The organism is Methyloversatilis discipulorum (assembly GCF_000527135.1).
In the GTDB taxonomy this organism is placed as follows: domain Bacteria; phylum Pseudomonadota; class Gammaproteobacteria; order Burkholderiales; family Rhodocyclaceae; genus Methyloversatilis; species Methyloversatilis discipulorum.
On the sequence record NZ_AZUP01000001.1, the window covers coordinates 3,922,787 to 3,944,826 of the forward strand.

At 69.9% G+C, this 22,040-nt stretch carries 19 protein-coding genes; 13 read left to right on the top strand and 6 right to left on the bottom strand.

Annotated features, from left to right (window positions below; all coding sequences use genetic code 11):
- Positions 1 to 273: 273 nt before the first annotated feature.
- Positions 274 to 3,114 (bottom strand): excinuclease ABC subunit UvrA, encoded by a 2,841-nt coding sequence (gene uvrA, locus METFAM1_RS0118310; protein WP_019916951.1) that lies wholly within the window; start codon positions 3,112 to 3,114, stop codon positions 274 to 276.
- A 154-nt stretch (positions 3,115 to 3,268) separates the two neighbouring features.
- Between uvrA and METFAM1_RS0118315 the strand changes: the two genes are divergently transcribed.
- The 3 genes from METFAM1_RS0118315 (at position 3,269) to ssb (ending at position 6,569) form a co-directional block, all read left to right on the top strand.
- On the top strand, positions 3,269 to 4,498 hold the full coding sequence (locus METFAM1_RS0118315) for a M48 family metalloprotease (protein ID WP_024300833.1): 1,230 nt from the start codon (positions 3,269 to 3,271) through the stop codon (positions 4,496 to 4,498).
- A gap of 102 nt (positions 4,499 to 4,600) precedes the next feature.
- Positions 4,601 to 5,947: an MFS transporter gene (locus tag METFAM1_RS0118320; protein WP_019916953.1), complete on the top strand. Its 1,347-nt coding sequence runs from the start codon at positions 4,601 to 4,603 to the stop codon at positions 5,945 to 5,947.
- An 88-nt stretch (positions 5,948 to 6,035) separates the two neighbouring features.
- The gene (ssb, locus tag METFAM1_RS0118325) at positions 6,036 to 6,569 is read left to right on the top strand and encodes a single-stranded DNA-binding protein (RefSeq protein WP_019916954.1); all 534 of its coding nucleotides are present in this window, start codon (positions 6,036 to 6,038) and stop codon (positions 6,567 to 6,569) included.
- A gap of 55 nt (positions 6,570 to 6,624) precedes the next feature.
- Here the strand turns inward: ssb and METFAM1_RS0118330 are convergent, their stop codons facing one another.
- Positions 6,625 to 7,527: a DMT family transporter gene (locus METFAM1_RS0118330; protein ID WP_019916955.1), complete on the bottom strand. Its 903-nt coding sequence runs from the start codon at positions 7,525 to 7,527 to the stop codon at positions 6,625 to 6,627.
- A 190-nt stretch (positions 7,528 to 7,717) separates the two neighbouring features.
- On the opposite strand from METFAM1_RS0118330, the gene METFAM1_RS0118335 reads away from it, so the two are divergent.
- Entirely contained in the window at positions 7,718 to 8,140 is a 423-nt protein-coding gene (locus METFAM1_RS0118335) for a CBS domain-containing protein (protein ID WP_019916956.1), read from the top strand.
- A 16-nt stretch (positions 8,141 to 8,156) separates the two neighbouring features.
- On the opposite strand, the gene METFAM1_RS0118340 is transcribed toward METFAM1_RS0118335, so the two are convergent.
- Positions 8,157 to 9,293 (bottom strand): M48 family metallopeptidase, encoded by a 1,137-nt coding sequence (locus METFAM1_RS0118340; protein WP_019916957.1) that lies wholly within the window; start codon positions 9,291 to 9,293, stop codon positions 8,157 to 8,159.
- 231 nt (positions 9,294 to 9,524) lie between these two features.
- Between METFAM1_RS0118340 and METFAM1_RS0118345 the strand changes: the two genes are divergently transcribed.
- From METFAM1_RS0118345 to METFAM1_RS0118370, 6 genes are all read left to right on the top strand, one after another.
- Positions 9,525 to 10,016, top strand: coding sequence for a hypothetical protein (locus METFAM1_RS0118345; RefSeq protein ID WP_019916958.1), 492 nt, complete (start codon positions 9,525 to 9,527; stop codon positions 10,014 to 10,016).
- Between the two features lie 28 nt (positions 10,017 to 10,044).
- Positions 10,045 to 10,680: a trimeric intracellular cation channel family protein gene (locus METFAM1_RS0118350; protein WP_019916959.1), complete on the top strand. Its 636-nt coding sequence runs from the start codon at positions 10,045 to 10,047 to the stop codon at positions 10,678 to 10,680.
- A gap of 118 nt (positions 10,681 to 10,798) precedes the next feature.
- Complete coding sequence (bchI, locus tag METFAM1_RS0118355) at positions 10,799 to 11,818, top strand: magnesium chelatase ATPase subunit I (protein WP_019916960.1); 1,020 nt, start codon at positions 10,799 to 10,801, stop codon at positions 11,816 to 11,818.
- Complete coding sequence (locus METFAM1_RS0118360; RefSeq protein WP_027490955.1) at positions 11,815 to 13,665, top strand: magnesium chelatase subunit D; 1,851 nt, start codon at positions 11,815 to 11,817, stop codon at positions 13,663 to 13,665. The genes bchI and METFAM1_RS0118360 overlap by 4 nt, the downstream gene beginning before the upstream one ends.
- A gap of 28 nt (positions 13,666 to 13,693) precedes the next feature.
- Entirely contained in the window at positions 13,694 to 15,214 is a 1,521-nt protein-coding gene (locus METFAM1_RS0118365) for a phytoene desaturase (RefSeq protein WP_232419815.1), read from the top strand.
- On the top strand, positions 15,207 to 16,256 hold the full coding sequence (locus tag METFAM1_RS0118370) for a phytoene/squalene synthase family protein (RefSeq protein ID WP_019916963.1): 1,050 nt from the start codon (positions 15,207 to 15,209) through the stop codon (positions 16,254 to 16,256). The genes METFAM1_RS0118365 and METFAM1_RS0118370 overlap by 8 nt, the downstream gene beginning before the upstream one ends.
- A gap of 10 nt (positions 16,257 to 16,266) precedes the next feature.
- On the opposite strand, the gene bchO is transcribed toward METFAM1_RS0118370, so the two are convergent.
- Positions 16,267 to 17,139, bottom strand: a complete 873-nt coding sequence (gene bchO, locus METFAM1_RS0118375) for an alpha/beta fold hydrolase BchO (RefSeq protein WP_019916965.1) — start codon at positions 17,137 to 17,139, stop codon at positions 16,267 to 16,269.
- A gap of 51 nt (positions 17,140 to 17,190) precedes the next feature.
- On the opposite strand from bchO, the gene METFAM1_RS21090 reads away from it, so the two are divergent.
- Positions 17,191 to 17,331: a hypothetical protein gene (locus METFAM1_RS21090; protein ID WP_019916967.1), complete on the top strand. Its 141-nt coding sequence runs from the start codon at positions 17,191 to 17,193 to the stop codon at positions 17,329 to 17,331.
- 10 nt (positions 17,332 to 17,341) lie between these two features.
- Here the strand turns inward: METFAM1_RS21090 and METFAM1_RS0118385 are convergent, their stop codons facing one another.
- Together METFAM1_RS0118385 and crtD are read right to left on the bottom strand one after the other, a co-directional pair.
- Positions 17,342 to 18,289 carry a carotenoid 1,2-hydratase gene (locus METFAM1_RS0118385; protein WP_019916969.1) on the bottom strand — a complete coding sequence of 316 codons (948 nt, stop codon included), beginning with the start codon at positions 18,287 to 18,289 and terminating at the stop codon, positions 17,342 to 17,344.
- The gene (crtD, locus tag METFAM1_RS0118390) at positions 18,286 to 19,776 is read right to left on the bottom strand and encodes a 1-hydroxycarotenoid 3,4-desaturase CrtD (RefSeq protein WP_019916971.1); all 1,491 of its coding nucleotides are present in this window, start codon (positions 19,774 to 19,776) and stop codon (positions 18,286 to 18,288) included. Before crtD ends, METFAM1_RS0118385 begins: the two co-directional genes overlap by 4 nt.
- A gap of 142 nt (positions 19,777 to 19,918) precedes the next feature.
- Here crtD and METFAM1_RS0118395 point away from each other — a divergent pair, with 142 nt between their 5' ends.
- Both METFAM1_RS0118395 and METFAM1_RS0118400 read left to right on the top strand, forming a co-directional pair.
- A complete protein-coding gene (locus METFAM1_RS0118395) occupies positions 19,919 to 20,812 on the top strand; it encodes a polyprenyl synthetase family protein (RefSeq protein WP_019916972.1) in 894 nt (297 codons plus the stop codon).
- 10 nt (positions 20,813 to 20,822) lie between these two features.
- Entirely contained in the window at positions 20,823 to 22,019 is a 1,197-nt protein-coding gene (locus METFAM1_RS0118400) for a methyltransferase (protein WP_019916974.1), read from the top strand.
- Positions 22,020 to 22,040 lie beyond the last annotated feature (21 nt).

Consider the following 22,040-nt stretch of genomic DNA (forward strand, 5'->3'; position numbering starts at 1 on the left):
CAAGCTCGCTCCCACAGGAAGCCCGGCTCCGATAATGGTGCGGACACGCATTTTTGTGGGAGCGACCTCTGGTCGCGATGCGGCGATCGCGGACCGCCGTCTTCGATTCAGGCTGTAATCGCGAGCAAGCTCGCTCCCACCGGAAACCCGGCTCCGATGATGACGTGGGCACGTATTCTTGTGGGAGCGACCTCTGGTCGCGATGCAGCGATTGCGGGCCGCCGGCTTCGATTCAGGCTGTAATCGCGAGCAAGCTCGCTCCCACGAAAGCCACTACTTCCTGCGCCCCGCCGCCTTGCGCGGCTTCAGCAGTGGCGCGAGGTAGTGCCCGGTGTACGAGCGCTCTTCCGCCGCCACCTGTTCCGGCGTGCCGGTGGCGATGATTTCGCCACCGCCCGCGCCGCCTTCGGGGCCGAGGTCGATGATCCAGTCGGCGGTCTTGATCACGTCCAGGTTGTGCTCGATGACGACGATGGTGTTGCCGGCGTCACGCAGCCGGTAGAGCACGCCGAGCAGCATGTCCACGTCGTGGAAGTGCAGGCCGGTAGTCGGTTCGTCGAGGATGTAGAGCGTGCGGCCGGTGTCGCGCTTGCTCAGCTCCAGCGCCAGCTTCACCCGCTGCGCCTCGCCGCCGGACAGCGTGGTCGCACTCTGGCCCAGGCCGATGTAGCCGAGGCCGACTTCGACCAGCGTTTCCAGCTTGCGGGCGACGGTGGGCACCGCGTCGAAGAAGCCGCGTGCCTCGTTCACCGTCATGCCCAGCACTTCGTGAATGGTCTTGCCCTTGTAGCGGATGTCCAGCGTTTCGCGGTTGTAGCGCTTGCCGTTGCACACGTCGCAGGGCACGAACACGTCGGGCAGGAAGTGCATTTCGACGCGCACCAGACCGTCGCCCTGGCAGGCTTCGCAGCGGCCGCCCTTCACGTTGAACGAGAAGCGGCCGGGGCCGTAGCCGCGCGAGCGCGCTTCCGGCGTGCCGGCGAACAGCTCGCGGATCGGCGTCAGCAGGCCGGTGTAGGTGGCCGGGTTGGAGCGCGGCGTGCGGCCGATCGGCGACTGGTCGACATTGATCACCTTGTCGAACTGCTCCAGCCCCTCGATCGCGTCGTGTGCCGCCGGCAGCGCGGCCGAGCCGTACAGGTGGTGGGCGGCCGCGGTGTACAGCGTGTCGTTGATCAGCGTCGATTTGCCGGAGCCTGACACGCCGGTCACGCAGGTGATCAGCCCGAGCGGAATCGATGCGTCGGCGCCGCGCAGGTTGTTGCCGCGGGCGCCGCGCACGTGCAGCCAGGCGTCGGTCGGCTGGGTGCGCTTCTTCGGTACTTCGATCTGCTTGCGGCCGGACAAGTAGGCGCCGGTCAGACTGTCCTCGGAGGCTTCGATGTCGGCCGGCCGCCCCTGGGCGATCACCTGGCCGCCGTGCTGGCCGGCGCCGGGGCCCATGTCGACCACGTGGTCGGCCATTTCGATCGCTTCCTGGTCGTGCTCGACCACCACCACCGTGTTGCCGAGGTCGCGCAGCTTGTTCAGCGTGCCGAGCAGGCGCGCGTTGTCGCGCTGGTGCAGGCCGATCGACGGCTCGTCCAGCACGTACATTACGCCGGTCAGGCCGGAACCGATCTGGCTGGCCAGCCGGATGCGCTGCGCCTCGCCGCCGGACAGGGTTTCGGCCGAGCGGTCGAGGCTCAGGTAATCGAGGCCGACGTCGATCAGGAAGCCGAGGCGGGCGGCGATCTCGCGCATGATGCGGGCGGCGATCGCGGCACGCGCGCCATCCAGTTCCAGCCCTTCGAACACCTGTTGGCAGGCGCGCAGCGGCAGTGAGGCGAGCTGCGGCAGCGTGTGGTCGCCGACCCGGACGTGGCGCGCGTCCGAGCGCAGCCGCGTGCCCTGGCAGTCCGGGCACACCTTGGTGTTGCGGTACTTGCCCAGCTCTTCGCGCACGACGACCGAATCGGTTTCGCGGTAGCGCCGCTCCAGATTGGGCACCACGCCCTCGAAGGTGTGCTCGCGCACCGTGGTGCGGCCGGATTCCGACAGGTAGCGGAACGGAATGCGGTCGCGGCCCGAGCCGCTCAGCACGATGTCCTGCAGCTTCGCGTCGAGCTGGTCCCACGGCGTATCGACGTCGAACTTGTAGAAGGTGGCGAGGCTGGACAGCAGCTGGAAGTAGAACTGGTTGCGCCGGTCCCAGCCGCGGATCGCGCCGGAAGCCAGCGACAGGTGAGGGTGGGCGACGATGCGCGCCGGGTCGAAGAAGGTGACCATGCCCAGACCGTCACAGCTGGTGCAGGCGCCGGCCGGGTTGTTGAACGAGAACAGGCGCGGCTCCAGCTCGGCCACGCTGTGGCCGCACACCGGGCAGGCGAAGCGGGCGGAAAAGAGCTGTTCGGCGCCGCTGTCCATGTCCAGTGCGATGGCGCGGCCCTCGGCCTGCTGCAGCGCGGTCTCGATCGATTCGGCCAGCCGCTGGCGGGCGTCGGCGCGCACCTTCAGGCGGTCGACGACGACGTCTATCGAGTGCTTGATGTTCTTGTCCAGCTTGGGCAGCTTGTCGATGTCCATCAGTTCGCCGTCCAGCCGCACGCGCACGAAGCCGCGCGAGCGCAGGTCGGAAATGAGCTCGACCTGTTCGCCCTTGCGCTCGCTCACCACCGGCGCAAGGATGGCCACCTTGCTCTCTTCCGGCATCGCCAGCACCGCATCGACCATCTGCGACACGCTCTGCGCGGCCAGCGGTGCGCCGTGCTCCGGGCAGTGCGGCGTGCCGACACGGGCGAACAGCAGGCGCAGGTAGTCGTGGATTTCGGTCACCGTGCCGACGGTGGAGCGCGGGTTGTGGCTGGTCGCCTTCTGTTCGATCGAGATCGCCGGCGACAGGCCCTCGATCAGGTCCACGTCCGGCTTTTCCATCAGCTGCAGGAACTGGCGCGCGTAGGCCGACAGCGACTCGACGTAGCGGCGCTGGCCTTCGGCGTACAGCGTGTCGAAGGCGAGCGAGCTCTTGCCCGAGCCGGACAGGCCGGTGATCACCGTCAGCCGGTCGCGCGGAATGTCGATGTTGATGTTCTTCAGATTGTGGGTGCGCGCACCGCGAATGCGTATCCAGTCCATGGTCCGGCCGGGGGCAGGGCAAACCGGGTATGAGACCCCATTTCCCGTCGAATTGCGAGCGGCTGCACAGGTCGGGCTGCACGCACTTGCGTCGCACATGCGTATTGATTAGCGTGCCGCTCGCCGTCTCCCTCCAACAACGATGACAACAGACATGCAGATACTGACCGTTGCGCCCTATCCGCGCGAGAACACGCTGTTCCGAATTCACGCCGTGCTGTCCGCAGTGCTGTGGGTGCTCATCCTGGTCGCCACCTTCGGCCTGGTGCTGGTGTACCTGCTGTTCGGCGGATTGTTCTACCTGTTCGGCTTTTCCTGGTTCATCACCCACCTGAAGGGCAACGGGGCACGTATCGGACCGGACCAGTTCCCGGACCTGCACGCGCGCATCGTCAGCGCCTGCGACCGGCTGGGCATACGCGAACTGCCCGAGTGCTACCTGATCCAGTCCGACGGTATCCTGAACGCGCTGGCGGCGAAGTTCCTGGGCCGCCACTACGTCGTGCTGTTCTCGCCCATCGTCGATGCGCTGGAGGAGCGTCCGGATTCGCTGGATTTCTACATCGGACACGAACTGGCGCACATTCACCGCAAGCACACCGGGCTGCTGCGTTCGGTCTTTCTCTGGCCGTCGGCCTTCCTGCCCTTGATCGGTGCCGCCTACCGCCGCGCCCAGGAATACACCTGCGACCGCTATGGTCTTGCGCTGTGCCCGAAGCCGGAGGATGCCGAACGCGCTCTGGCGGTCGTGGTGGGTGGATCGCGACGGTGGATGACGCTGAACAGCGACACTTTCATCGGACAGAGCGCTGAAAGCGGCGGCTTCTGGATGTCTTTCAATGAGCTGACTTCGGACTACCCCTGGCTGTCCAAGCGCATGCTGGCGCTCCGCGCGCTGTCGTCCGGTCGCGAACTGCGGGTGCCGCGACGCAGTCTGCGCGCCAAGCTGCTGGCGTTGTTCGTGCCGCGCTTTCCCGGGATTGGCGGCGGCGGCGGCCTGATCATGCTGGTCGCGATCATCGGCGTGTTGGCCGCCATCGCCATTCCGCAGTACGACGACTACGTGAAGCGCGCCCGTCTGGCACAGGTCGATGCGGCAGCCGGCACGCTGCTGCAGCACCTGCAGACCGAGGCGGCCACGCTGGAACAGGCCAACACCCTGTTGTCCGCGCTCGACCGCGTGCCGGCGGTACAGGCGCTGCAGACGGTGGCAAGCGTGGACATGCGCGAAGGCGGTACGGTGGTCGTGACGCCGCTGGGCCGGCCCGGTGGCCAGGACGACGCGCTGGCCTTCGTGCCCTCGCTGGATGACGTCAGCGGCGCGGTCCAGTGGCAGTGCCAGACCGAGCGACCTGAACCCCGCCGACCGTCCTGGTGCCGCTGAAACCGGGGGCGATGACGGAGAGGCCGTGGCAGTGGCCGCGGCTTTGCTAGAATTCGGCGGTTCCTTCGCCGTCCCGCCATGACTTCCCCTATTTCAGACCGCATGACCCGCACCGAATGGCGTGCGGGCGTGGCGCTCGCATTCATTCTCGCCTTGCGCATGCTCGGCCTGTTCCTCGTGCTGCCGGTGTTTTCGGTGTTCGCGCGGACGCTGCCGGGCGGCGACAACATCTTCATGGCCGGGCTGGCCTTCGGCGTGTTCGGGCTGGCCCAGGCCTTCATGCAGATTCCGTTCGGCATCGCCTCCGACCGCTTCGGTCGCAAGCCGGTCATCGTCGTCGGTCTGCTGCTGTACGCGGCGGGCAGCCTGATGGCGATGTGGGCGCCGGACATCCACTGGATGATCGCGGCGCGCATCCTGCAGGGCACCGGCGCCATTTCCGCCGCGGTGACCGCGCTTGCCGCCGATCTGGTGCGCGACCAGCACCGCACCAAGGTGATGGCGATGATCGGTTCGACCATCGGCCTCGTGTTCGCCGGTTCGCTGGTGCTGTCGCCGGCGATGTACGGCTGGGTGGGCATGGACGGCATGTTCCTGTTCATCGCCGTGCTGGCGCTGACCGCGATTCCGGTGCTGCTCAAAGTGGTGCCCGACCCCGACCACGCGCCGGTGGTGCTGCCGACACCGTTTGCGCGGGTGATTGCCGACCGCCAGCTGATGCGCCTCAATTTCGGCATGTTCACCGTGCACATGGTGCAGATGGCCATGTTCCTGATGGTGCCGCTGGCGCTGGTCGAGGTGATGGGCGTGCCGGTGGCCGAACACTGGACGCTCTACCTGCCCATCGTGCTGGCCAGTTTCGTCGTCATGGTGCCGGCCATCGTGTGGGCGGAAAAGCGGGCGCGCGTGAAGTCGGTGTTCCTGGCGTCCATCGTCACGCTGATCGCCTCGCAATTCATTTTCCTGGCGCAGGTCGATCTGATGTGGGTGCTGGTGGGCGGGCTGTTCGTGTTCTTCATCGCCTTCAACCTGCTGGAGGCGCTGCTGCCCTCGCTGGTGTCGCGCATTGCGCCGCCGGCGGCCAAGGGTGCGGCGCTTGGCGTATTCAATACCGCGCAGTCCATCGGTGCCGCGACCGGCAGTGCCATCGGCGGCGCGATTGCGCTGCGATTTGGCGCCGCCGGCGTGTTCGGCTTCTGTCTCGCGCTGGCCGTCGCCTGGTGGCTGTGGGCGCGCAGCATGCAGCCGCCGCCGGTGGTTGCACTGCGCGAGTACGCGATCGGCGATCATGTCGACATCGAGTGGCTGCGCGAGCGGCTGCTGGAGCTGCCGGGCGTCAGGGAAGCCAGCGTCGAACGGGAGCGCCGGATGGCGTATCTGAAGGTGAATCTGGAGCTGTGGGACGAAGAGGACGTACGCCGGCTGCTCGATGCGCCGGTGGTTGCCTGAAATTCATATGGAATAATGGCGCGGCGCCGGTCCGGTGCGCAGCGCCGCTGTCAGAAACGAAATACACGAATCTCGCGGGAGGAAAATCATGGCTTCAGTAAACAAGGTCATCATCGTCGGCAACCTGGGCCGCGATCCGGAAACCCGCTACGCGCCGAACGGCGACGCGATCTGCAACATCACGGTGGCGACCACCGACAGCTGGAAGGACAAGCAGACCGGCGAGAAGAAGGAACAGACCGAGTGGCACCGCGTGTCCTTCTACGGCCGCCTGGCCGAGATCGCCGGCCAGTACCTGCGCAAGGGCTCGGCCGTCTATGTAGAGGGCAGCCTGCGCACCCGCAAGTGGCAGGACAAGGAAGGTCAGGACCGCTACACCACCGAAATCCGCGCCGAGCAGATGCAGATGCTGGGCGGCCGTCAGGGTTCGGGCGGCGGCGGTGGCGGTGAAAGCTACGGCGGCGGCGGTGGTGGTGGTTATGGCGGTGGCGATGATTTCGATCAGGCACCGCGCCAGTCCGCGCCCCGTCAGGCGCCCAGCCGCCCGGCGCCGGCGCCGCAGTCGGCACCGCCGTCCTCGTCCGGCGGTTTCGGTGGCATGGACGACGACATCCCGTTCTGACGCGAACCGTCAGTCCGGACAGAAAACGGCGCGCCTGCGGGTGCGCCGTTTTTTTTCAGTGCGGCGTCGCGCGCCCTGGCCGCGCGGCGACGAAGGCGCCGGCCGACACGCAGATCAGGCCGGCGACCAGCCAGCCGGACAGCGGCTCGTCGAGCAGCGGCGCGGCGGCGACGCCGGCCAGCACCGGCACCAGCGCCACCAGCGCGCCGGTGCGTTCGGCGCCCAGCTCATGCACCGCCTTCAGGAACAGCATCATCGCCACGATGGTGACGCCCGCGCCCTGGTACAGACCCTGCAGCACCAGCATGCCGGTCGGCACCTGGTCGAGCGCCTTCGGCAGCCACAGCAGATAGACCGGCAGGTAGAGCGCGGTCGAGCCGAGCGCGACGAAGCGCGTCAGCGTCCACGCGTCGCGCCTCCATTTCTTCGCCAGCACGCTGTACAGCGCCCAGGCGGCCGAGCCGCCGAGCAGCAGCAGGTCGCCGAGCAGCATGTCGTGTGTCCAGGCGTGACCGCCCGCCGTGTAGTGCACGGCGACGCAGGCGATGCCCAGCGCAATGCCGGCCAGGCCGACCATGCGCCCCGCACCCGGCCGCGAGCCGAGCACCCACCAGGCGGCCGCGGCGACCAGGAAGGGCTGCATGCCGGGCAGCAGGATGGCGCCATGCGCGGCCGGCGCGTACTTGAAGGCGGCGAACACGAACAGGCCGTAGATGAGGCCGCCGAGCAGGGTCAGCGTCCATAGCTGCGCGTCGCGCCAGGCGCCGCGCGGCAGACTGCCGGCGAAGGGCAGCAGCAACAGTGCGGCCGTGCCCAGGCGCAGCGCCAGCGTGTCCCAGGCGGTCAGCGGACTTTTGCCGCCGTAGCGGGATACCAGGATGAAGCCGGTCCAGATGGCGACGGTACCGGCAGCGGCGAGATAGCCGGTGGTACGCGGGGACGGGGCGAAGCGGGGCATTGCGATGTCGATCGATGCGATGGGGCCTCAGTGTAGAGCGTGTCGTGGTCCGCCTCCCTGTCGTGTTGCCGGCTGTTCCGGTCGGTGCGGCGGCACAGTCAAGGCGCGCTCGCCTGATCCTGCTCAAGACGGCCGAGCGGCCGGCGGCTAGATTCAAAGGGGACTCGCCCCGGGCATTTCAGGAGACATCATGGAAAAGCGCTACATCGCCTTCATCATCAAGAACAGGGAACCGCTATTGCTGCAGCGGAAGGACACCGTCAGTCATGCCTGCCGGCTGATGCACGAGAAGGGGACCGGAGCGGTACTGGTGGTCGACGACAGGCAGAAGCTGGTCGGCATCTTCACCGGCCGCGACGCGGTGCGGATACTTGCTGAAGGACATCACGCGCCGGCCATGACGCTGGCCGAAGCGATGACGCCGGATCCGCACACGATTGCGCCGGACCAGACCTCGATCGACGCGCTGCGCGAAATGAACGATCGCGGCTTTCGCCATCTGCCGGTGGTCGACAACGGCGTGATCGTCGGCATCGTGTCGCGCGGTGACTTCAAGGGCGCCGAACTGGAACGGCTGGGCGACGAAACCAGCCTGTGGGAAAGGATCTGTTGATTCGGGATCCGCCGATTCAGCGGCGATCGGCGCGCGCGCTGCGGTACTGCTGCCGCCAGTCGCGCGACGAGGCCAGCCACCACATGCGGTCGAAGGCCAGCGACAGCGCAGGCAGCAGGTCGGCGAAGTAGTGCTCGGCCGCGCTCGGGCCGTCGGGCGCCTCGGGCAGGCCGTCGGCGTGGTCGATGTCCAGCGCCGCCAGGCGTTCGGCCAGCGCCGGGTGGGTGTCGAAAGCGGCGGTGTCGGCGCGTGCGTCGAGCAGGTCGTGCAGATCGGCCAGCGCCTCGTCGCGCACGAAGCCCACCTGCATACCGAGTCCCATTTCGCGGAAGGGGCGGATGCGCGGCCGGCGTTTGCTGCGCGCCTGTTCCATCACCTTGGTCCAGTAGCTTTCGGTCAGGAAGCGGTCCTTCAGCGCCAGATCGATCAGCGCGCCGGCCAGCGCCGGCGCGCCGACTGCGCGGGCAGCGAGTGCGTCGGCCTCGAATTCGTCCAGTCGCGACAACTGTATGGACTGTTCGAGGTCGGTCTGCGCGGTGCGCGCGAACAGCCGACGGGCGAAATGTGCAAGACGACCTTCATCCTCGTCGATGCGGTCGAAACAGCGCAGCCACCAGGTGCGCAGATGGGCGGCCCAGGCGCCGCGGCGGCCGCGCTGCGCCGACAGATGCGCCAGTTCGTGCGCCAGCACCGCCGACAGTTGTTGCGGCGTCAGGCAGTGGGTCAGCGGTATGCCGAGCAGCAGCGTCGTGCGCATCGGGCCGAACAGACCGAAGGCCGGGCGGCACACGACGGCGGCGTTCACCTCCGGTGTGGCCAGCACGCGGTCGATGCGGCGCGCGCCGAGCCGCGCGCACAGGCGGTCGATGCGCCGGCGGAAGCCGGGCGCCAGCGCGTCCGGCAGCACGATGCCCGCGCAGTCCGGCGTCGGTACCCAGAGCCAGCGGGAAAGTCGCACGCTGACCCAGACTACGGTCAGCAGCACGACCAGCGCCACGGCAGCCGCTCCGGTCGAGGCGCCTTCCAGCGCATGCAGCAGCGTCAGCCCGGACAGCAGGCAGCCGGCCAGCGCTGCGGTGAGCAGCCCGATGCAGAGGGTGGCGCGCAGCGTGAGCAGGCGGCGAAGCTGGCGTTGTCGGCTGTGCGCATTCACGATGACGGCTCCGGGCAGGGCAAACGCGAGGGGATTGGGCCGACTTATACGCAGCGCGCCAGCGCCGCGGCAATCAGCCGAATATCTGAGCCCGATCAGGCAATTTCCCCGTTCAAAACAACGATGTGGCGTCTGCTCGCGCCGATTTGTATCAGCGTGATGCGTTGGGCATGTCGGCGCGCACGGTCGGCATAGACTGGAACAGTCATTTTCATCGGCCTCCGTTTCACCATGGCGCTTCCCCTGTTCAAGCCCGATTCCCCGCTCGCCGAGTTCGAACTGCTTGAACTGCTGGACCGCAGCAACCGCCAGGCGCGCGAACGCCTGCGGCGCTTCGGCACGGTGTGGCCCTTCGGCAGCTACGTCTGTCCCGCCGGTTTTGTCCATCCGCTGGAGTCCGACCCCGCAAACTACGCGCTGCCGCACTACATGCAGTACGAAATACTGCACGACAGGCTGGTGGCGATGGCGTGGAAGGACAGGCTGATCGCCTACACGCTGGTGGCGCAGGTCGGTCTGCCGCCGGAGTTCGATGCGGCGCGCACGCCGTCGATCCGGGTACATTTCGAATCGCCCGAAATGTCCGTCTATATGTATACACCCTTCCTGCAGGCGCCCTGTCGTGCTCATCCGCCGACTGTCGCCGACTTCCAGCGCACCCGCTTTCTCGAATCCTTCGTGACGCCGGCCGGTGCCAACGTGTTCGAGGCGCGACAACGCTGAAAACGCCGGCGCCGCCTACAATCGGCGCATGCCCAGATTCCAGCTGATCATTTCGGCGATCGAGTTCGCCGCCACGCTCGCCTTTGCCGTATCCGGTCTGATCGAAGCCGCGCGCCGCCGCATGGACGTGGTCGGCGTGTTCGCCGTGGCCTTCATCACCGCCTTCGGCGGCGGCACCGTACGCGACGTGCTGCTCGACCGTCGGCCCTTCTTCTGGGTCGAGCACCAGGGCTATGTGTGGCTCATCTTCGTGCTCACCCTGGTGGCGGCGCCCTGGCTGCACAAGCACCGCGACATCGTTACCGAACGCGCGATGCTGATTCCCGACGCGCTCGGTCTAGGTCTGTTCTCGGTCACCGGCGTCAGTCTGGCGCACCAGATGGGCATGCCGCTCTTCGTGTCGGTCATGATGGGCGTCGTCACCGGCGTGCTCGGCGGCGTCATGCGCGACGTCATCTGCAACGAGGTGCCGAACGTGTTCCATGACCACCGGCCCTATGCCCTGTGCGCCTTCGCCGGTGCCTGGCTCTACCTCGGCATGGACGCGCTGGCGGTGACACCTCTGGTGTCGCTGGCCGTCTCGGTCGCGCTGATCGCCGGCCTGCGGCTGCTGGCGGTGATGACCGGCTGGTCGGTACCGCGCTGGCCACGCGACGAGAACTGAGCGCGCCGCACGCCGTATAGCGTCAATCTGTAGACACATCTGAAGTGTCAGCATAAAGTGACACTATCGGCTGTGCCATCGATCTTCCATGGCGCCCGACTTCCGCGCGAGGTGCGCCATGTCGCAAGCCTTCCCGTTTTCGGCCATCGTCGGCCAGGACGAAATGAAGCAGGCCATCCTGCTGTCGGCGGTCGATCCGTCCATCGGCGGCGTGCTGGTGTTCGGCGACCGCGGCACCGGCAAGTCGACCGCCGTACGCGCGCTGGCGGCGCTGCTGCCGAAGATGCGCGCGGTCGAGGGCTGCGCCTATCAGTGCGACCCGGACGAAGTGGCTTCGGTCTGCCCGGTCTGTTCCGCCGCCGCCGCATCGCGACGTGCGCGGCTGGTGCCGGTGCCGGTGGTCGATCTCCCGCTGGGCGCCACCGAGGACCGCGTGGTCGGCGCCCTCGATCTCGAACGCGCACTGACCCGCGGTGAGAAGGCCTTCGAGCCCGGACTGCTGGCGCGCGCCCACCGCGGCTTTCTCTATGTCGACGAGGTCAATCTGCTGGAGGACCACCTGGTCGATCTGCTGATCGACGTGGCCGCTTCCGGCGAGAACGTGGTCGAGCGCGAAGGCCTCAGCGTGCGTCACCCGGCGCGCTTCGTGCTCGTCGGCAGCGGCAACCCGGAAGAGGGCGAACTGCGGCCGCAGCTGCTCGACCGCTTCGGCCTGTCGGTCGAGGTGAGCACGCCGACCGATCTGCCGACCCGCGTCGATGTCGTGAAACGGCGCGACGCCTTCGAGCGTGACCGCGCCGGCTTCTGTGCGCAGTGGGCCGGACGCGACGCCCGCCTGCGCCGTCGCATCGTCGGCGCGCGCGATCGTCTGCCCACGGTGCGGGTGCCGGATGCGGCGCTCGAACAGGCGGCCCGGCTGTGCATGCAGCTCGGCACCGACGGCCTGCGCGGAGAACTGACGCTGGTGCGCGCGGCGCGCGCACTGGCCGCCTACGACGGCGACGACGAGGTCGGCGACGCGCACCTGCGGCGCATCGCGCCGTCGGCGCTGCGCCACCGGCTGCGCCGCGATCCACTGGACGAATCCGGCTCCGGCGTGCGCGTGGCGCGCGCGGTCGATGAGCTGCTGCCGGCATGAGCGGGGTACCGATGCAGACTGAGGACACGATGGCGCGCTGGTTGCGCGCACTGTTGCCGGCCGCGCTGTGTGCGCTCGACCCGGCCGGATGCGGCGGCGTGCGGCTGCGCGCCCAGGCCGGTCCGGCGCGCGACGCCTGGCTGGCGCAACTGCGCGCGCTGCTGCCGCCCGGCACGCCGCTGCGCCGCATTCCGCTCGACGCACCCGATGCCCGCCTGCTCGGCGGGCTCGATCTCGCCGCCACGCTGCGCGCCGGCCGACCGGTGGCCGAGCGCGGCCTGCTGGTCGAGGCGCATGGCGGCGTCGTGCTGCTGGCGATGGCCGAGCGCATCAGTTCCGCCGCGGCGGCACGGCTGACCGCGGTGATGGACGAGGGCGTCGTGGTCATGCTGCGCGACGGGCTGGAGACGCGCGAGGCGGCCGAATTCGGCGTCATCGCGCTGGACGAGGCGCAAGGCGACGACGAGAACCTGCCGGCCGCGCTGTGCGATCGCCTCGCCTGCATCGTCGAGCTCGAAGGCCTGCGTGCCGGCGACTGCCCGCAACTGCCGTTCGATGCCGGACACATCGCCGCCGCGCGTGCGCGCCTGCCGACGGTCAGCGTGTCGCCGGTGGTGATCCAGTCGCTCGGTGCAGCGGCACAGGCCTTCGGCGTCGATTCGCTGCGCGCCTTCATGCTCGCAGTGCGCGCCGCCCGTGCCGCGGCCGCGCTCGACGGGCGCGACCAGGTCGGCGAGCCGGACGTGACGCTGGCCGCCCAGCTGGTGCTGGCGCCGCGCGCGACGCAGTGTCCGGCGAGTGCCGCCGAAGCGCCGACCGATGTGCCACCCGAGTCCGCCGCGCCCGACCAGACGCCCGACAACACGCCGGCCGAGGCCGCGCCGCCGCCGGGCGATGCGGGCGGCGAGCAGAGGGACGAGCGGAAGGACGACAGCCCCGCCGATCTGCAACAGCCGCTCGAAGACCGGGTGCTCGACGCGGTGCGCGCGGTGCTCAGCCCCGACCTGCTGGCGCACATCAGGCTCGCCGGTGGTCGCCTGCCGCGGGCGCGCAGCGCCGGGCGCTCCGGCGCGCTGCGCGGCAACGGCCAGCGCGGCCGGCCGGTCGGCGTACGCAAGGGGCGACCGGGCGGCGGGCTGCGGCTCAGCGTCATCGACACGCTGCGTGCCGCGGCGCCGTGGCAGGTGCTGCGCCGGCGTCAGGGCATGCCGGTGACGCAGGTGGCAGTGCGACCGGAAGATTTCCGCGTCGTCCGCTACCGGCAGCGCACGCAGACCACCACCATCTTCGTCGTCGACGCCTCCGGCTCGTCGGCGCTGCACCGGCTCGGCGAAGCCAAGGGTGCGGTCGAACTGCTGCTGGCCGACTGCTATGTCCGGCGCGACCGGGTGGCGGTGATCGCCTTCCGCGGCACGCGGGCTGAACTGCTGCTGCCGCCGACCCGCTCGCTGGTGCGTGCCAAACGCAGCCTGGCCGGTCTGCCCGGTGGCGGCGGCACGCCGCTGGCGGCCGGCATCGAGGCCGGCTGGAGCCTGGCCGACGCGCTGCGCCGGCAGGGCGACACGCCGACCCTGGTGCTGCTCACCGACGGCCGCGGCAATGTCGCGCGCGACGGCCAGGGCGGTCGCGCCCAGGCCGAGCAGGACGCGCAGGCGGCGGCGCGGCGGGTGCGCGCATCGGCGCTGCGCACGCTGTTCATCGACACCTCGCCGCGGCCGCATCCGTCGGCGCAGTCGCTGGCGGCCGGCATGGGCGCGCTGTACGCGCCACTGTCCGCCGCCGATGCACAGGGCATTTCGCAGCTGGTGAAGCAGGCGGGTGCGCAGTCCGCCGGCCAGAACCGATGAACACGACCGGTACGCGGCGATGACTTCGATGAACGATCTGCCGCCGGCCGTCACCGGCGTGCGCCGCAGCGCACCGCACGCGGTGGTGATAGGCAGCGGCTTCGGCGGGCTGGCGGCAGCGGTCCGGCTCGGTGCACGCGGCTACCGCGTCACCGTGCTCGAGCGGCTCGACGCGCCGGGCGGGCGCGCCTACGTGCACCGGCAGGACGGCTTCACCTTCGACGCCGGCCCGACCATCGTCACCGCGCCCTTCCTGTTCGAGGAACTGTGGCAGCTGTGCGGCCGGCGCATGGCCGACGACGTCGATCTGCGACCGCTGTCGCCCTTCTACCGCATCCGCTTCGACGACGGCGAAACCTTCGACTGCTCCGGCGACCCCGAGGCGATGCGGCGCGAAGTGGCGCGGCTGGCGCCGGACGACGTCGCCGGCTACGAACGCTTCATGCAGGCCAGCGAAGCCACCTTCCGCGTCGGTTTCGAACAGCTGGGCCACGTGCCTTTCGACAGCTGGATAGACATGGCACGCGTGCTGCCGGCGATGGTGAAGCTGCAGAGCTACCGCAGCCTGTACAGCCTGGTGTCCAGCCATGTGCGCGACGAACGGCTGCGCTTCGTGCTGAGCTTTCATCCGCTGTTCGTCGGCGGCAACCCGTTCACCGTCACCTCGATCTACGGTCTGATCGCGCATCTGGAGCGGCAGTGGGGCGTGCACTTCGCGATGGGCGGCACCGGCAGTCTGGTCAGCGGGCTGGTGAAGCTGATCGAGGGTCAGGGCAACTGCGTGCGCTGCGATGCCGAGGTGGTCGAGATCACCGCGCACAACGGCCGCGCCACCGGCGTGCGGCTGCGCAACGGCGAAACGGTTACGGCCGACGTCGTGGTGTCGAATGCCGACGCCGCCTACACCTACAAGCATCTGCTGCCGACCACCCGGCGCAAGCGCTGGACCGACCGCCGCCTCGACGACGCGCGCTATTCGATGAGCCTGTTCGTCTGGTACTTCGGCACGCGCGGCCGCTACGACGCGGTGCCGCACCACACGATACTGCTCGGCCCACGCTACCGGGCGCTGCTGCACGACATCTTCGAGCGCCAGGTGCTGGCCGACGATTTCAGCCTCTACCTGCACCGGCCGACGGCGACCGATCCGTCGCTGGCGCCGGACGGCTGCGACGCTTTCTACGTGCTGTCGCCGGTGCCCCACCTGGACAGTGGCACCGACTGGACGGTCGAGGCGGAGCGCTACCGCCAGGCGATAGCGGACCGTCTGTCGGAAACCCTGCTGCCGGGGCTGGCCGAACGCATCGTCACCTCGCGCGTCACCACGCCGATCGATTTCCGCGACCGCCTGCTGTCGCTGAAAGGCGCGGCCTTCGGGCTGGAGCCGGTGCTGACGCAGAGCGCCTGGTTCCGTCCGCACAACCGCAGCGAAGAACTGGAGCGGCTCTATCTGGTCGGCGCCGGCACGCACCCCGGTGCCGGTCTGCCCGGCGTGCTGTCATCGGCGCGCGTACTCGACCGGCTGGTGCCGGATCCGTCTCATGTCTGACCACGACGCCGCCCAGGACATGGCGGCCTGCCGCCGTCTGCTGCGCGACGGCTCGCGTTCCTTCTTCGCCGCCTCGCTGCTGCTGCCGCGTGCGGTGCGCGAACCGGCGTGCGCGCTGTACGCCTTCTGCCGCATCGCCGACGATCTGGTCGATGACAGTGCGGCCGACGAAGCGACCGTCGAGGCCTTGCGCCGGCGGGTCGACGCCGCCTGCGCCGGCCGGCCGCGCAACGATCCGGTTGATCGCATGCTGTCGCGGGTGGTGGTGCAGTTCGCGATACCGCCGGCACTGCTGCACGCGCTGATCGAGGGCTTCGCCTGGGATGCGCGCGGCCGGCAGTACGAAACGCTGTCCGAACTGTATGAATACTGCGCCCGCGTGGCGGCCACCGTCGGCGCCATGATGGCCATGCTGATGGGCGTGCGTGACCGCGAACAGGCGGCGCGCGCCTGCGACCTCGGGCTGGCGATGCAGCTCACCAATATCGCCCGCGACATCGGCGAGGACGCGCGGCGCGGCCGGCTCTACCTGCCGCGCGGCTGGCTGCGCGTGGCCGGCATCGATCCGGACGCCTGGCTGGCGCAGCCGGTGTTCGATGCGCGGCTAGTGCCGGTGCTCGATCGCCTGCTCGGCTGTGCCGACCTGCTGTACGAGCGCGCCGCCGCCGGCATCGAACAGCTGCCGCCGGCCTGCCGGCCGGGCATCCGTGCGGCCCGCGCCATCTATCGCGACATCGGCCGCGGCGTGGTGGCCAATGGCCACGATTCGGTGTCGCAGCGCTCGGTCGTGTCGTCGTGGCGCAAGACGATGCTGCTGGCCGGCTCGCTGAGCGCGGCGGCGCGGCAGGCGGATGCGCGCTACGCCGAACTGGAGGAGGTGTCGATGCTGGTCGACGCGGTCAGCGCGGCACCGCTGCCGCTGGCCGTGCAGGGGCGGCTCGACCGCCTGCCGTCGCGCACGCCGCGCCAGCGACTGGAATGGCTGATCGACCTGTTCGAGCGGCTGGAGCGGCAGGACAGGGCACGCACGCAGGGCGGCTGATGCCAATGGACTACCGCACCGCCTCGGCGATCAGCGCGGCCAGTCGCTGGGGTGCTTCTTCGTGCGCCAGATGCCCCAGTCCGTCGAGCTCGATCAGGCGCGCGCCGGTGACGATGCGCTGTACCCGGCGCGAACAGTCGGGCGGCACCGTGCGGTCGCCGCGCGCGGCGATCAGCGTCAGCGCGGCGTCGAGCCGCGGCAGGTCGCGCGCCAGCGGTGCGATGTCCCAGTTCGCCATCATGCCGAGCACCCCGGCCACGTGCGCGCGACAGCGCACCAGCCGCGCGTACAGCGCGATGCCGCGTTCGTCGATGTGCGAACCGGTACTGGCGATCAACCGTTCGACCGCCCCGCTGCGCGACGCGCTGCGCGCGAACAGGGCGGCGGCAAAGGGAGTCAGAGACAGCAGGCGGGCGGCCGGCGGGAACAGCAGGCCGGCCAGGCCGGGCAGCGGCAGCAGCGCGCCATTGAGGCTGACCAGGTGGCGTCCGGGCAGCAGGCCGTCGAGCCGCATGCGCAGTGCGATCGCCGCACCGGCCGAGTGTCCGGCCACCGCCGCCGGTGCGATCTGCAGTGCGCGCATCAGCGCGGATGTGGCGCGCGCCATGCCGGGCAGCGACAGCGTATGGGCCGTCGGGGTCGAACTGAAGGCGTGGCCGGGCAGATCGGGCGCAATGACGGTGTGTTCGCGTGCCAGCAGCGGCAGCAGCTCGCGCCAGGAGTGGGTCGACGCGCCACTGCCGTGCAGCAGCAGCAGCGGCGGGCCGCTGCCCGTGATCTGCACGTGCCAGCGCACGCCGCCCGCGTCGACGAAGCGGCTGGCGTCGCGATGGGGCCAGTCGGCGCCATCGCGCGACCAGTCGAGGCTTTCGGTTGCGGGCATGGTGGCAGCTCGTTTCACGGCGGTCGATGCAACCATACAGGAGGGCGTGCAATGAGTCCGACCACGCTGGTCATTGTCGAGGCGGTGCTGATATTTGGCGGCGTGCTGGTGTTCGCCGTGTACCAGCTGGTATCGGTGCGCCGCCTGCAGAAGCGCGAGGGCGACCGCAAGGACGAAGCGCCGGAGCGCTGACCAGGGCCCCTCAGGCGGCCCATGCGCTGCGCCGCGGCATGCGGAAGGGCAGCAGCATCTGTACCCAGCCGCTGCGGAAGCGTTCGAGGTCCAGGCTTTCGTGCACGCCATGCACCGGCTCGCCGAGCAGGCAGGTGTCGAGCAGCGAGCGCGCATAGAAGGGCGTGTCTTCAAGCGTGCGCGCCTGCGGTGTTGTGCCGCCCTCGCTGCGCGTCGCGCGGGCGATGCCCCAGCGCGTGCCCGGCAGTTCGTGCGCTGCCGGCGCGGCAAAGCTGCGGCAGCCGCCGTCGGCGTCGAAATGCAGTGCCAGCGAATGCGGCGTGCCGTCGCGTCGCTCTACGTCGTACAGCACCGCGGTGTCGCCGCCGCGCAGGTTGCTGCGCGACCAGTGCCAGCGGGTGAAGTCCTCCTCCAGCGCGCGACTGCCGGCATTGCTGTCGGCATAGGCGTCACCGTGCCAGTGCAGCGCCGGTTCGCTCAGCCTGACCTCGACCCGGGCGCAGGGTGCGATCGGCAGCCACAGATGGCGCCCGTCGGCATCGAGGGCGAAGGTGTCCTGCACCAGCGTCGGCGCATGCAGACGCACGCTGCCGCGCACGCGCATCGGCAGCGGTGCGCCGATCTCGTCGAGGTCTATGGTGAGCGCCGCGCCGTTCCAGTGCAGCCGGCTCGGGCCGATGCGCAGACTGTGCGCGTCGCGCTGCAGCGCCGATGCGCCGCGCTCGGTCATGGTCCAGCGGCGCTTGTCGCCATACAGCGCGACATTCACCGCGCAGTGCGCGTGCGGGTCGGCGGCACCCGGGCGACGGCGGCGGGCCAGCGCGTAGTAGGGCGAGAACACGCTGCCGATGAAGGCGATCACCGTCAGGCCGCAGCGGCCGTCGTCGCTGGTGGCGTCGACATACCACCAGCGGTAGCCGCCGGCCGGCACCGGAGCGTTGAAGTCGCGTGCAGTCATGAGCGGGCCTCTGTGCGGTCGCGCAGGATGCAGTCGGCGGCCAGCCGGCCGGACAGCGCGGCCATCGGCAGGCCGGGGCCGGGGTGCGCGCTGCCGCCGGCCAGATAGAGTCCGGGCACGCGGCTGCGCGCGCCGGGGCGACGGAAGGCGGCCCGCCAGCCGTGCGAGGCCTCGCCGTACAGCGCGCCGCCGGTGGCGGGAAACAGGCGGTTGAAGTCTTCCGGCGTGGTGGTGACGCAGGCACTGGCGCGGCGTTCGACGTGCAGGCCGCACTGTTCCATCTGGCGGAAGGCGAGATGTGCACAGCGCTCGATCTCGCCAGGACGTGCGAGCCGGCGGTCGCCGTCGGCCGGGGCATTGATCAGGCAGAGCAGGCGCTCGGCCGGCAGTGGAGAGGGTGGCGCCTCGTCGCCGCGATCCTGCGCGCAGACATAGACGGTCGGTGCGCGCGGCAGCCGGTTGTGGCGCCGCAGGTCATCGAACTCGGCGCGGTAGTCGGCGGAAAAGAACACGTTGTGGCGCAGCAGCGGAAAGCCCCGTGTGGCAGCGACCAGATTCCAGGTCACCGCCGACAGCGAACGGGCGGCGGGCTCGACTGCCGCCGTCGCGCGGCGCACGCCGTCGCCGAAGTGGCCGGCAGGCAGCGCGGCGACATCGGCGTTGGCGACCACGGTGTGCGCTGCCAGCCACTCGCCCGAGGCCAGCCGCACGCCGGACACGTGATCGCCTTGCAGCGTGATCTCGCTGACATGCTCGCCGTAGCGGAACTGCACGCCGTGGCGCACGCACAGCGCAGCCAGCGCTTCGGCCAGCCGGTGCATACCGCCCTCGATCAGCCAGACGCCGCGCTGTTCGACATGGGCCACCAGCATCAGGGTGGCCGGTGCATCGAAGGGCGACGAGCCGCAATAGGTGGCGTAGCGGCCGAACAGCTGGCGCAGCCGCGGGTCGCGGAAGTGGCTGCCGAGTGCCTGCCACATCGTCGCAAACGGGCGGATGCGCAGGATGTCGACGCCGGCGCGGCGCGCCAGTTCGAGCGGCCCCGGGCGCTGGGCGCGCATGAAGCTGTCGTCGAGCGTGCGGTAGATGGTCTGCGCCTCGCGCGTGAAACGGACGAAGCGCCGCGCCTCGGCGGCGCCGGCGAAGTCGCCGATGGCCTGGGCGCTGCGCTCGACGTCGGCGTGCAGGTCCAGCTGCTCGCCAGCCGACCAGGCGTGGCGCGCCAGCACCTCGACCTTGCGCGTGCCGACGTGGGTGGCGAAGTCGCTGCCGGCGGCGTCGAAGATGTCCTCGAACACCTCGCGCAGCGTGAACACCGTCGGGCCGGCGTCGAGCCGCAGACCGGCGACGTGCACCTCGCGCAGCTTGCCGCCGGGCGTGCCTGCGCGCTCGGTCAGCGTTACCGCCAGGCCGCGGCGGGCCAGTTCGAGCGCGGCCACCAGGCCCGCCACGCCGGCACCGATCACCACCACGTCCTGTCCGCTCATGTCGGCTCCTGTAAACCTTCATTGACGTTACGACCTGTCATGTCTACATTACATTACACCAGCGCCTGACAATCAAGATTGACAGTTGGCGCGATAACTCGTCGGACGCAGCTGCGCGCCGACAAATGCGGGGGAACAGGCCATGGACGGAATGAAGCGCATCGAGCAGGCCCTGGGGATGGCGGTCGAACAATCGCTGGTGGCTGCGCTGTCGCATGCCGACGGCCCCGGCTGCCCGCCGCTGCTGGCGGCGGCCATCCGTCACGCGGTGTTTCCGGGCGGCGCGCGCATCCGGCCGCGGCTCTGTCTGGCTGCGGCCTGCGCCTGCGGCGAGGACGACACGTCGATCGCCGACCACGCCGCCGCGGCAATCGAACTGCTGCACTGCGCGTCGCTGGTGCATGACGATCTGCCCTGCTTCGACGATGCGCCGCTGCGCCGGGGCAAGCCTTCGGTGCACAGCGCCTTCGGCGAGCGCATCGCCGTGCTCACCGGCGATGCGCTGATCGTGCTCGCCTTTCAGACGATGGCACGCGGCGGCGCGCAGGCGCCGTACCGTCTGCTGCCGCTGCTGTCCATCATCGGTCGCGGTGTCGGCGTGCCGTCGGGCATCGTCGCCGGCCAGGCGCTCGAATGTGAAACCGACGTGAACCTGCGCCAGTACCAGCAGGCCAAGACCGGCGCGCTGTTTGCCGCGGCGACCATGGCCGGTGCGGCGGCGGCGGGGGCCGATCCCGGTCCGTGGCGCGCGCTCGGCGACTGCATGGGCGAAGCCTTCCAGGTGGCCGACGACATCCTCGACGTGGCATCGACGCAGGAGCGCATCGGCAAGCCGATCGGCCGCGACGTCGCACTGGGTCGGCCGAGCGCCGCTCGCGAACTGGGCATACCGGGTGCAGTGAAACGGCTGCAGCAGCTGGTCAGCGACGCGATGGACGCGGTGCCCGCCTGTTCCGGCGCCGACGGATTGCGCGCGGTGATCGCGATGGAGGCGCAGCGCTTCCTGCCGGCAGAGATCGCCGACTGCGCCGCCTGAAGATCGCGCCATGGACCTGCCCGACACATTCCGGCCGCCAGCGGTGACGGCGAGCGAAAGCCTGGTCGAGCGCATCCGCCAGGCGGCGGAGCGCCTGCTCAGCAGCCCGCGTTTCCATCGCTGGGCGGCCGCCTTTCCGCTGACGCGCCACAAGGCGCGGCGCGAGGCGCGTGCGCTGTTCGACCTGTGCGCCGGCTTCGTCTATTCGCAGGTGCTGCTCGCCTGCGTGCGGCTGAAATTGTTCGAGCTGCTGGCCGACGGCGCGCAGAGCGCGCAGCAGGTGGCTTTGCGCACCGGGCTCAGCCGCGACGCCGCCGAGCGACTGCTGGACGCGGCGGTGGCGTTGCGCCTGGCGTCGCGCCGTGCCGGTGGCCGCTACGGCCTGGGCATGCTGGGGGCGGCCGTGCGGGCCAATCCGGGCATCGCCGACATGGTCGAGCACCACGGGCGCGTCTATCGCGATTTCGAGGATCCGGTGGCGCTGCTGCGCGGCCTGTCCGGCGCCACCGCGCTGTCCGGCTACTGGCCCTATGCCGGCAATGCCGACGCCGCCGCGCTCGACGACGGTCGCATCGCCGACTACACGGCGCTGATGGCGGCGTCGCAGCCGCTGGTGGCCGACGAAGTGCTCGATACCTATCCGGTCGCCATGCACCGCTGCCTGCTCGATGTCGGCGGCGGCGACGGCAGCTTTCTGCGCGCCGCCGCGCGCCGCGCGCCGGACCTGCGGCTGCAGCTGTTCGACCTGCCGGCGGTGGCGAATCAGGCGCGCCGGCGCTTTGCCGAGGCGGGCCTGACGGCGCGTGCCGAGGTGTTCGGCGGCGCCTTCCAGACTGACGCCTTGCCGCGCGGCGCCGACCTGGTGTCGGTGGTGCGCGTGCTGCACGACCACGACGACGACGACGTGATGCAGCTGCTGCGCGCCATCCGCGCGCTGCTGCCACCCGACGGCACGCTGCTGATCGCCGAACCGATGTCCGGCGTGGCCGGTGCCGAGCCGGTCGGCGACGCCTATTTCGGCTTCTACCTGATGGCGATGGGGCGGGGCCGCCCGCGCAGCGAAGCGCGGCTGACCGACATGCTGCGCGCGGCCGGCTTCTGCCAGATCGGCCGTCTGCCGACGCGGATTCCGCTGCAGACCTGCGTGCTGGTCGCGCGTCCACGACCGCTGACACACGATGAAGCAGAAAGTGTAATTAAACGTTGACACACGTCAGAGTAAACATAG

Coding starts and splice junctions, on each gene's coding strand:
- uvrA (WP_019916951.1), bottom strand. CDS start 3,114: ATGGACTGGATACGCATTCGCGGTGCGCGCACCCACAATCTGAAGAAC.
- METFAM1_RS0118315 (WP_024300833.1), top strand. CDS start 3,269: ATGCAGATACTGACCGTTGCGCCCTATCCGCGCGAGAACACGCTGTTC.
- METFAM1_RS0118320 (WP_019916953.1), top strand. CDS start 4,601: ATGACCCGCACCGAATGGCGTGCGGGCGTGGCGCTCGCATTCATTCTC.
- ssb (WP_019916954.1), top strand. CDS start 6,036: ATGGCTTCAGTAAACAAGGTCATCATCGTCGGCAACCTGGGCCGCGAT.
- METFAM1_RS0118330 (WP_019916955.1), bottom strand. CDS start 7,527: ATGCCCCGCTTCGCCCCGTCCCCGCGTACCACCGGCTATCTCGCCGCT.
- METFAM1_RS0118335 (WP_019916956.1), top strand. CDS start 7,718: ATGGAAAAGCGCTACATCGCCTTCATCATCAAGAACAGGGAACCGCTA.
- METFAM1_RS0118345 (WP_019916958.1), top strand. CDS start 9,525: ATGGCGCTTCCCCTGTTCAAGCCCGATTCCCCGCTCGCCGAGTTCGAA.
- METFAM1_RS0118350 (WP_019916959.1), top strand. CDS start 10,045: ATGCCCAGATTCCAGCTGATCATTTCGGCGATCGAGTTCGCCGCCACG.
- bchI (WP_019916960.1), top strand. CDS start 10,799: ATGTCGCAAGCCTTCCCGTTTTCGGCCATCGTCGGCCAGGACGAAATG.
- METFAM1_RS0118360 (WP_027490955.1), top strand. CDS start 11,815: ATGAGCGGGGTACCGATGCAGACTGAGGACACGATGGCGCGCTGGTTG.
- METFAM1_RS0118365 (WP_232419815.1), top strand. CDS start 13,694: ATGAACGATCTGCCGCCGGCCGTCACCGGCGTGCGCCGCAGCGCACCG.
- METFAM1_RS0118370 (WP_019916963.1), top strand. CDS start 15,207: ATGTCTGACCACGACGCCGCCCAGGACATGGCGGCCTGCCGCCGTCTG.
- bchO (WP_019916965.1), bottom strand. CDS start 17,139: ATGCCCGCAACCGAAAGCCTCGACTGGTCGCGCGATGGCGCCGACTGG.
- METFAM1_RS21090 (WP_019916967.1), top strand. CDS start 17,191: ATGAGTCCGACCACGCTGGTCATTGTCGAGGCGGTGCTGATATTTGGC.
- METFAM1_RS0118385 (WP_019916969.1), bottom strand. CDS start 18,289: ATGACTGCACGCGACTTCAACGCTCCGGTGCCGGCCGGCGGCTACCGC.
- crtD (WP_019916971.1), bottom strand. CDS start 19,776: ATGAGCGGACAGGACGTGGTGGTGATCGGTGCCGGCGTGGCGGGCCTG.
- METFAM1_RS0118395 (WP_019916972.1), top strand. CDS start 19,919: ATGGACGGAATGAAGCGCATCGAGCAGGCCCTGGGGATGGCGGTCGAA.
- METFAM1_RS0118400 (WP_019916974.1), top strand. CDS start 20,823: ATGGACCTGCCCGACACATTCCGGCCGCCAGCGGTGACGGCGAGCGAA.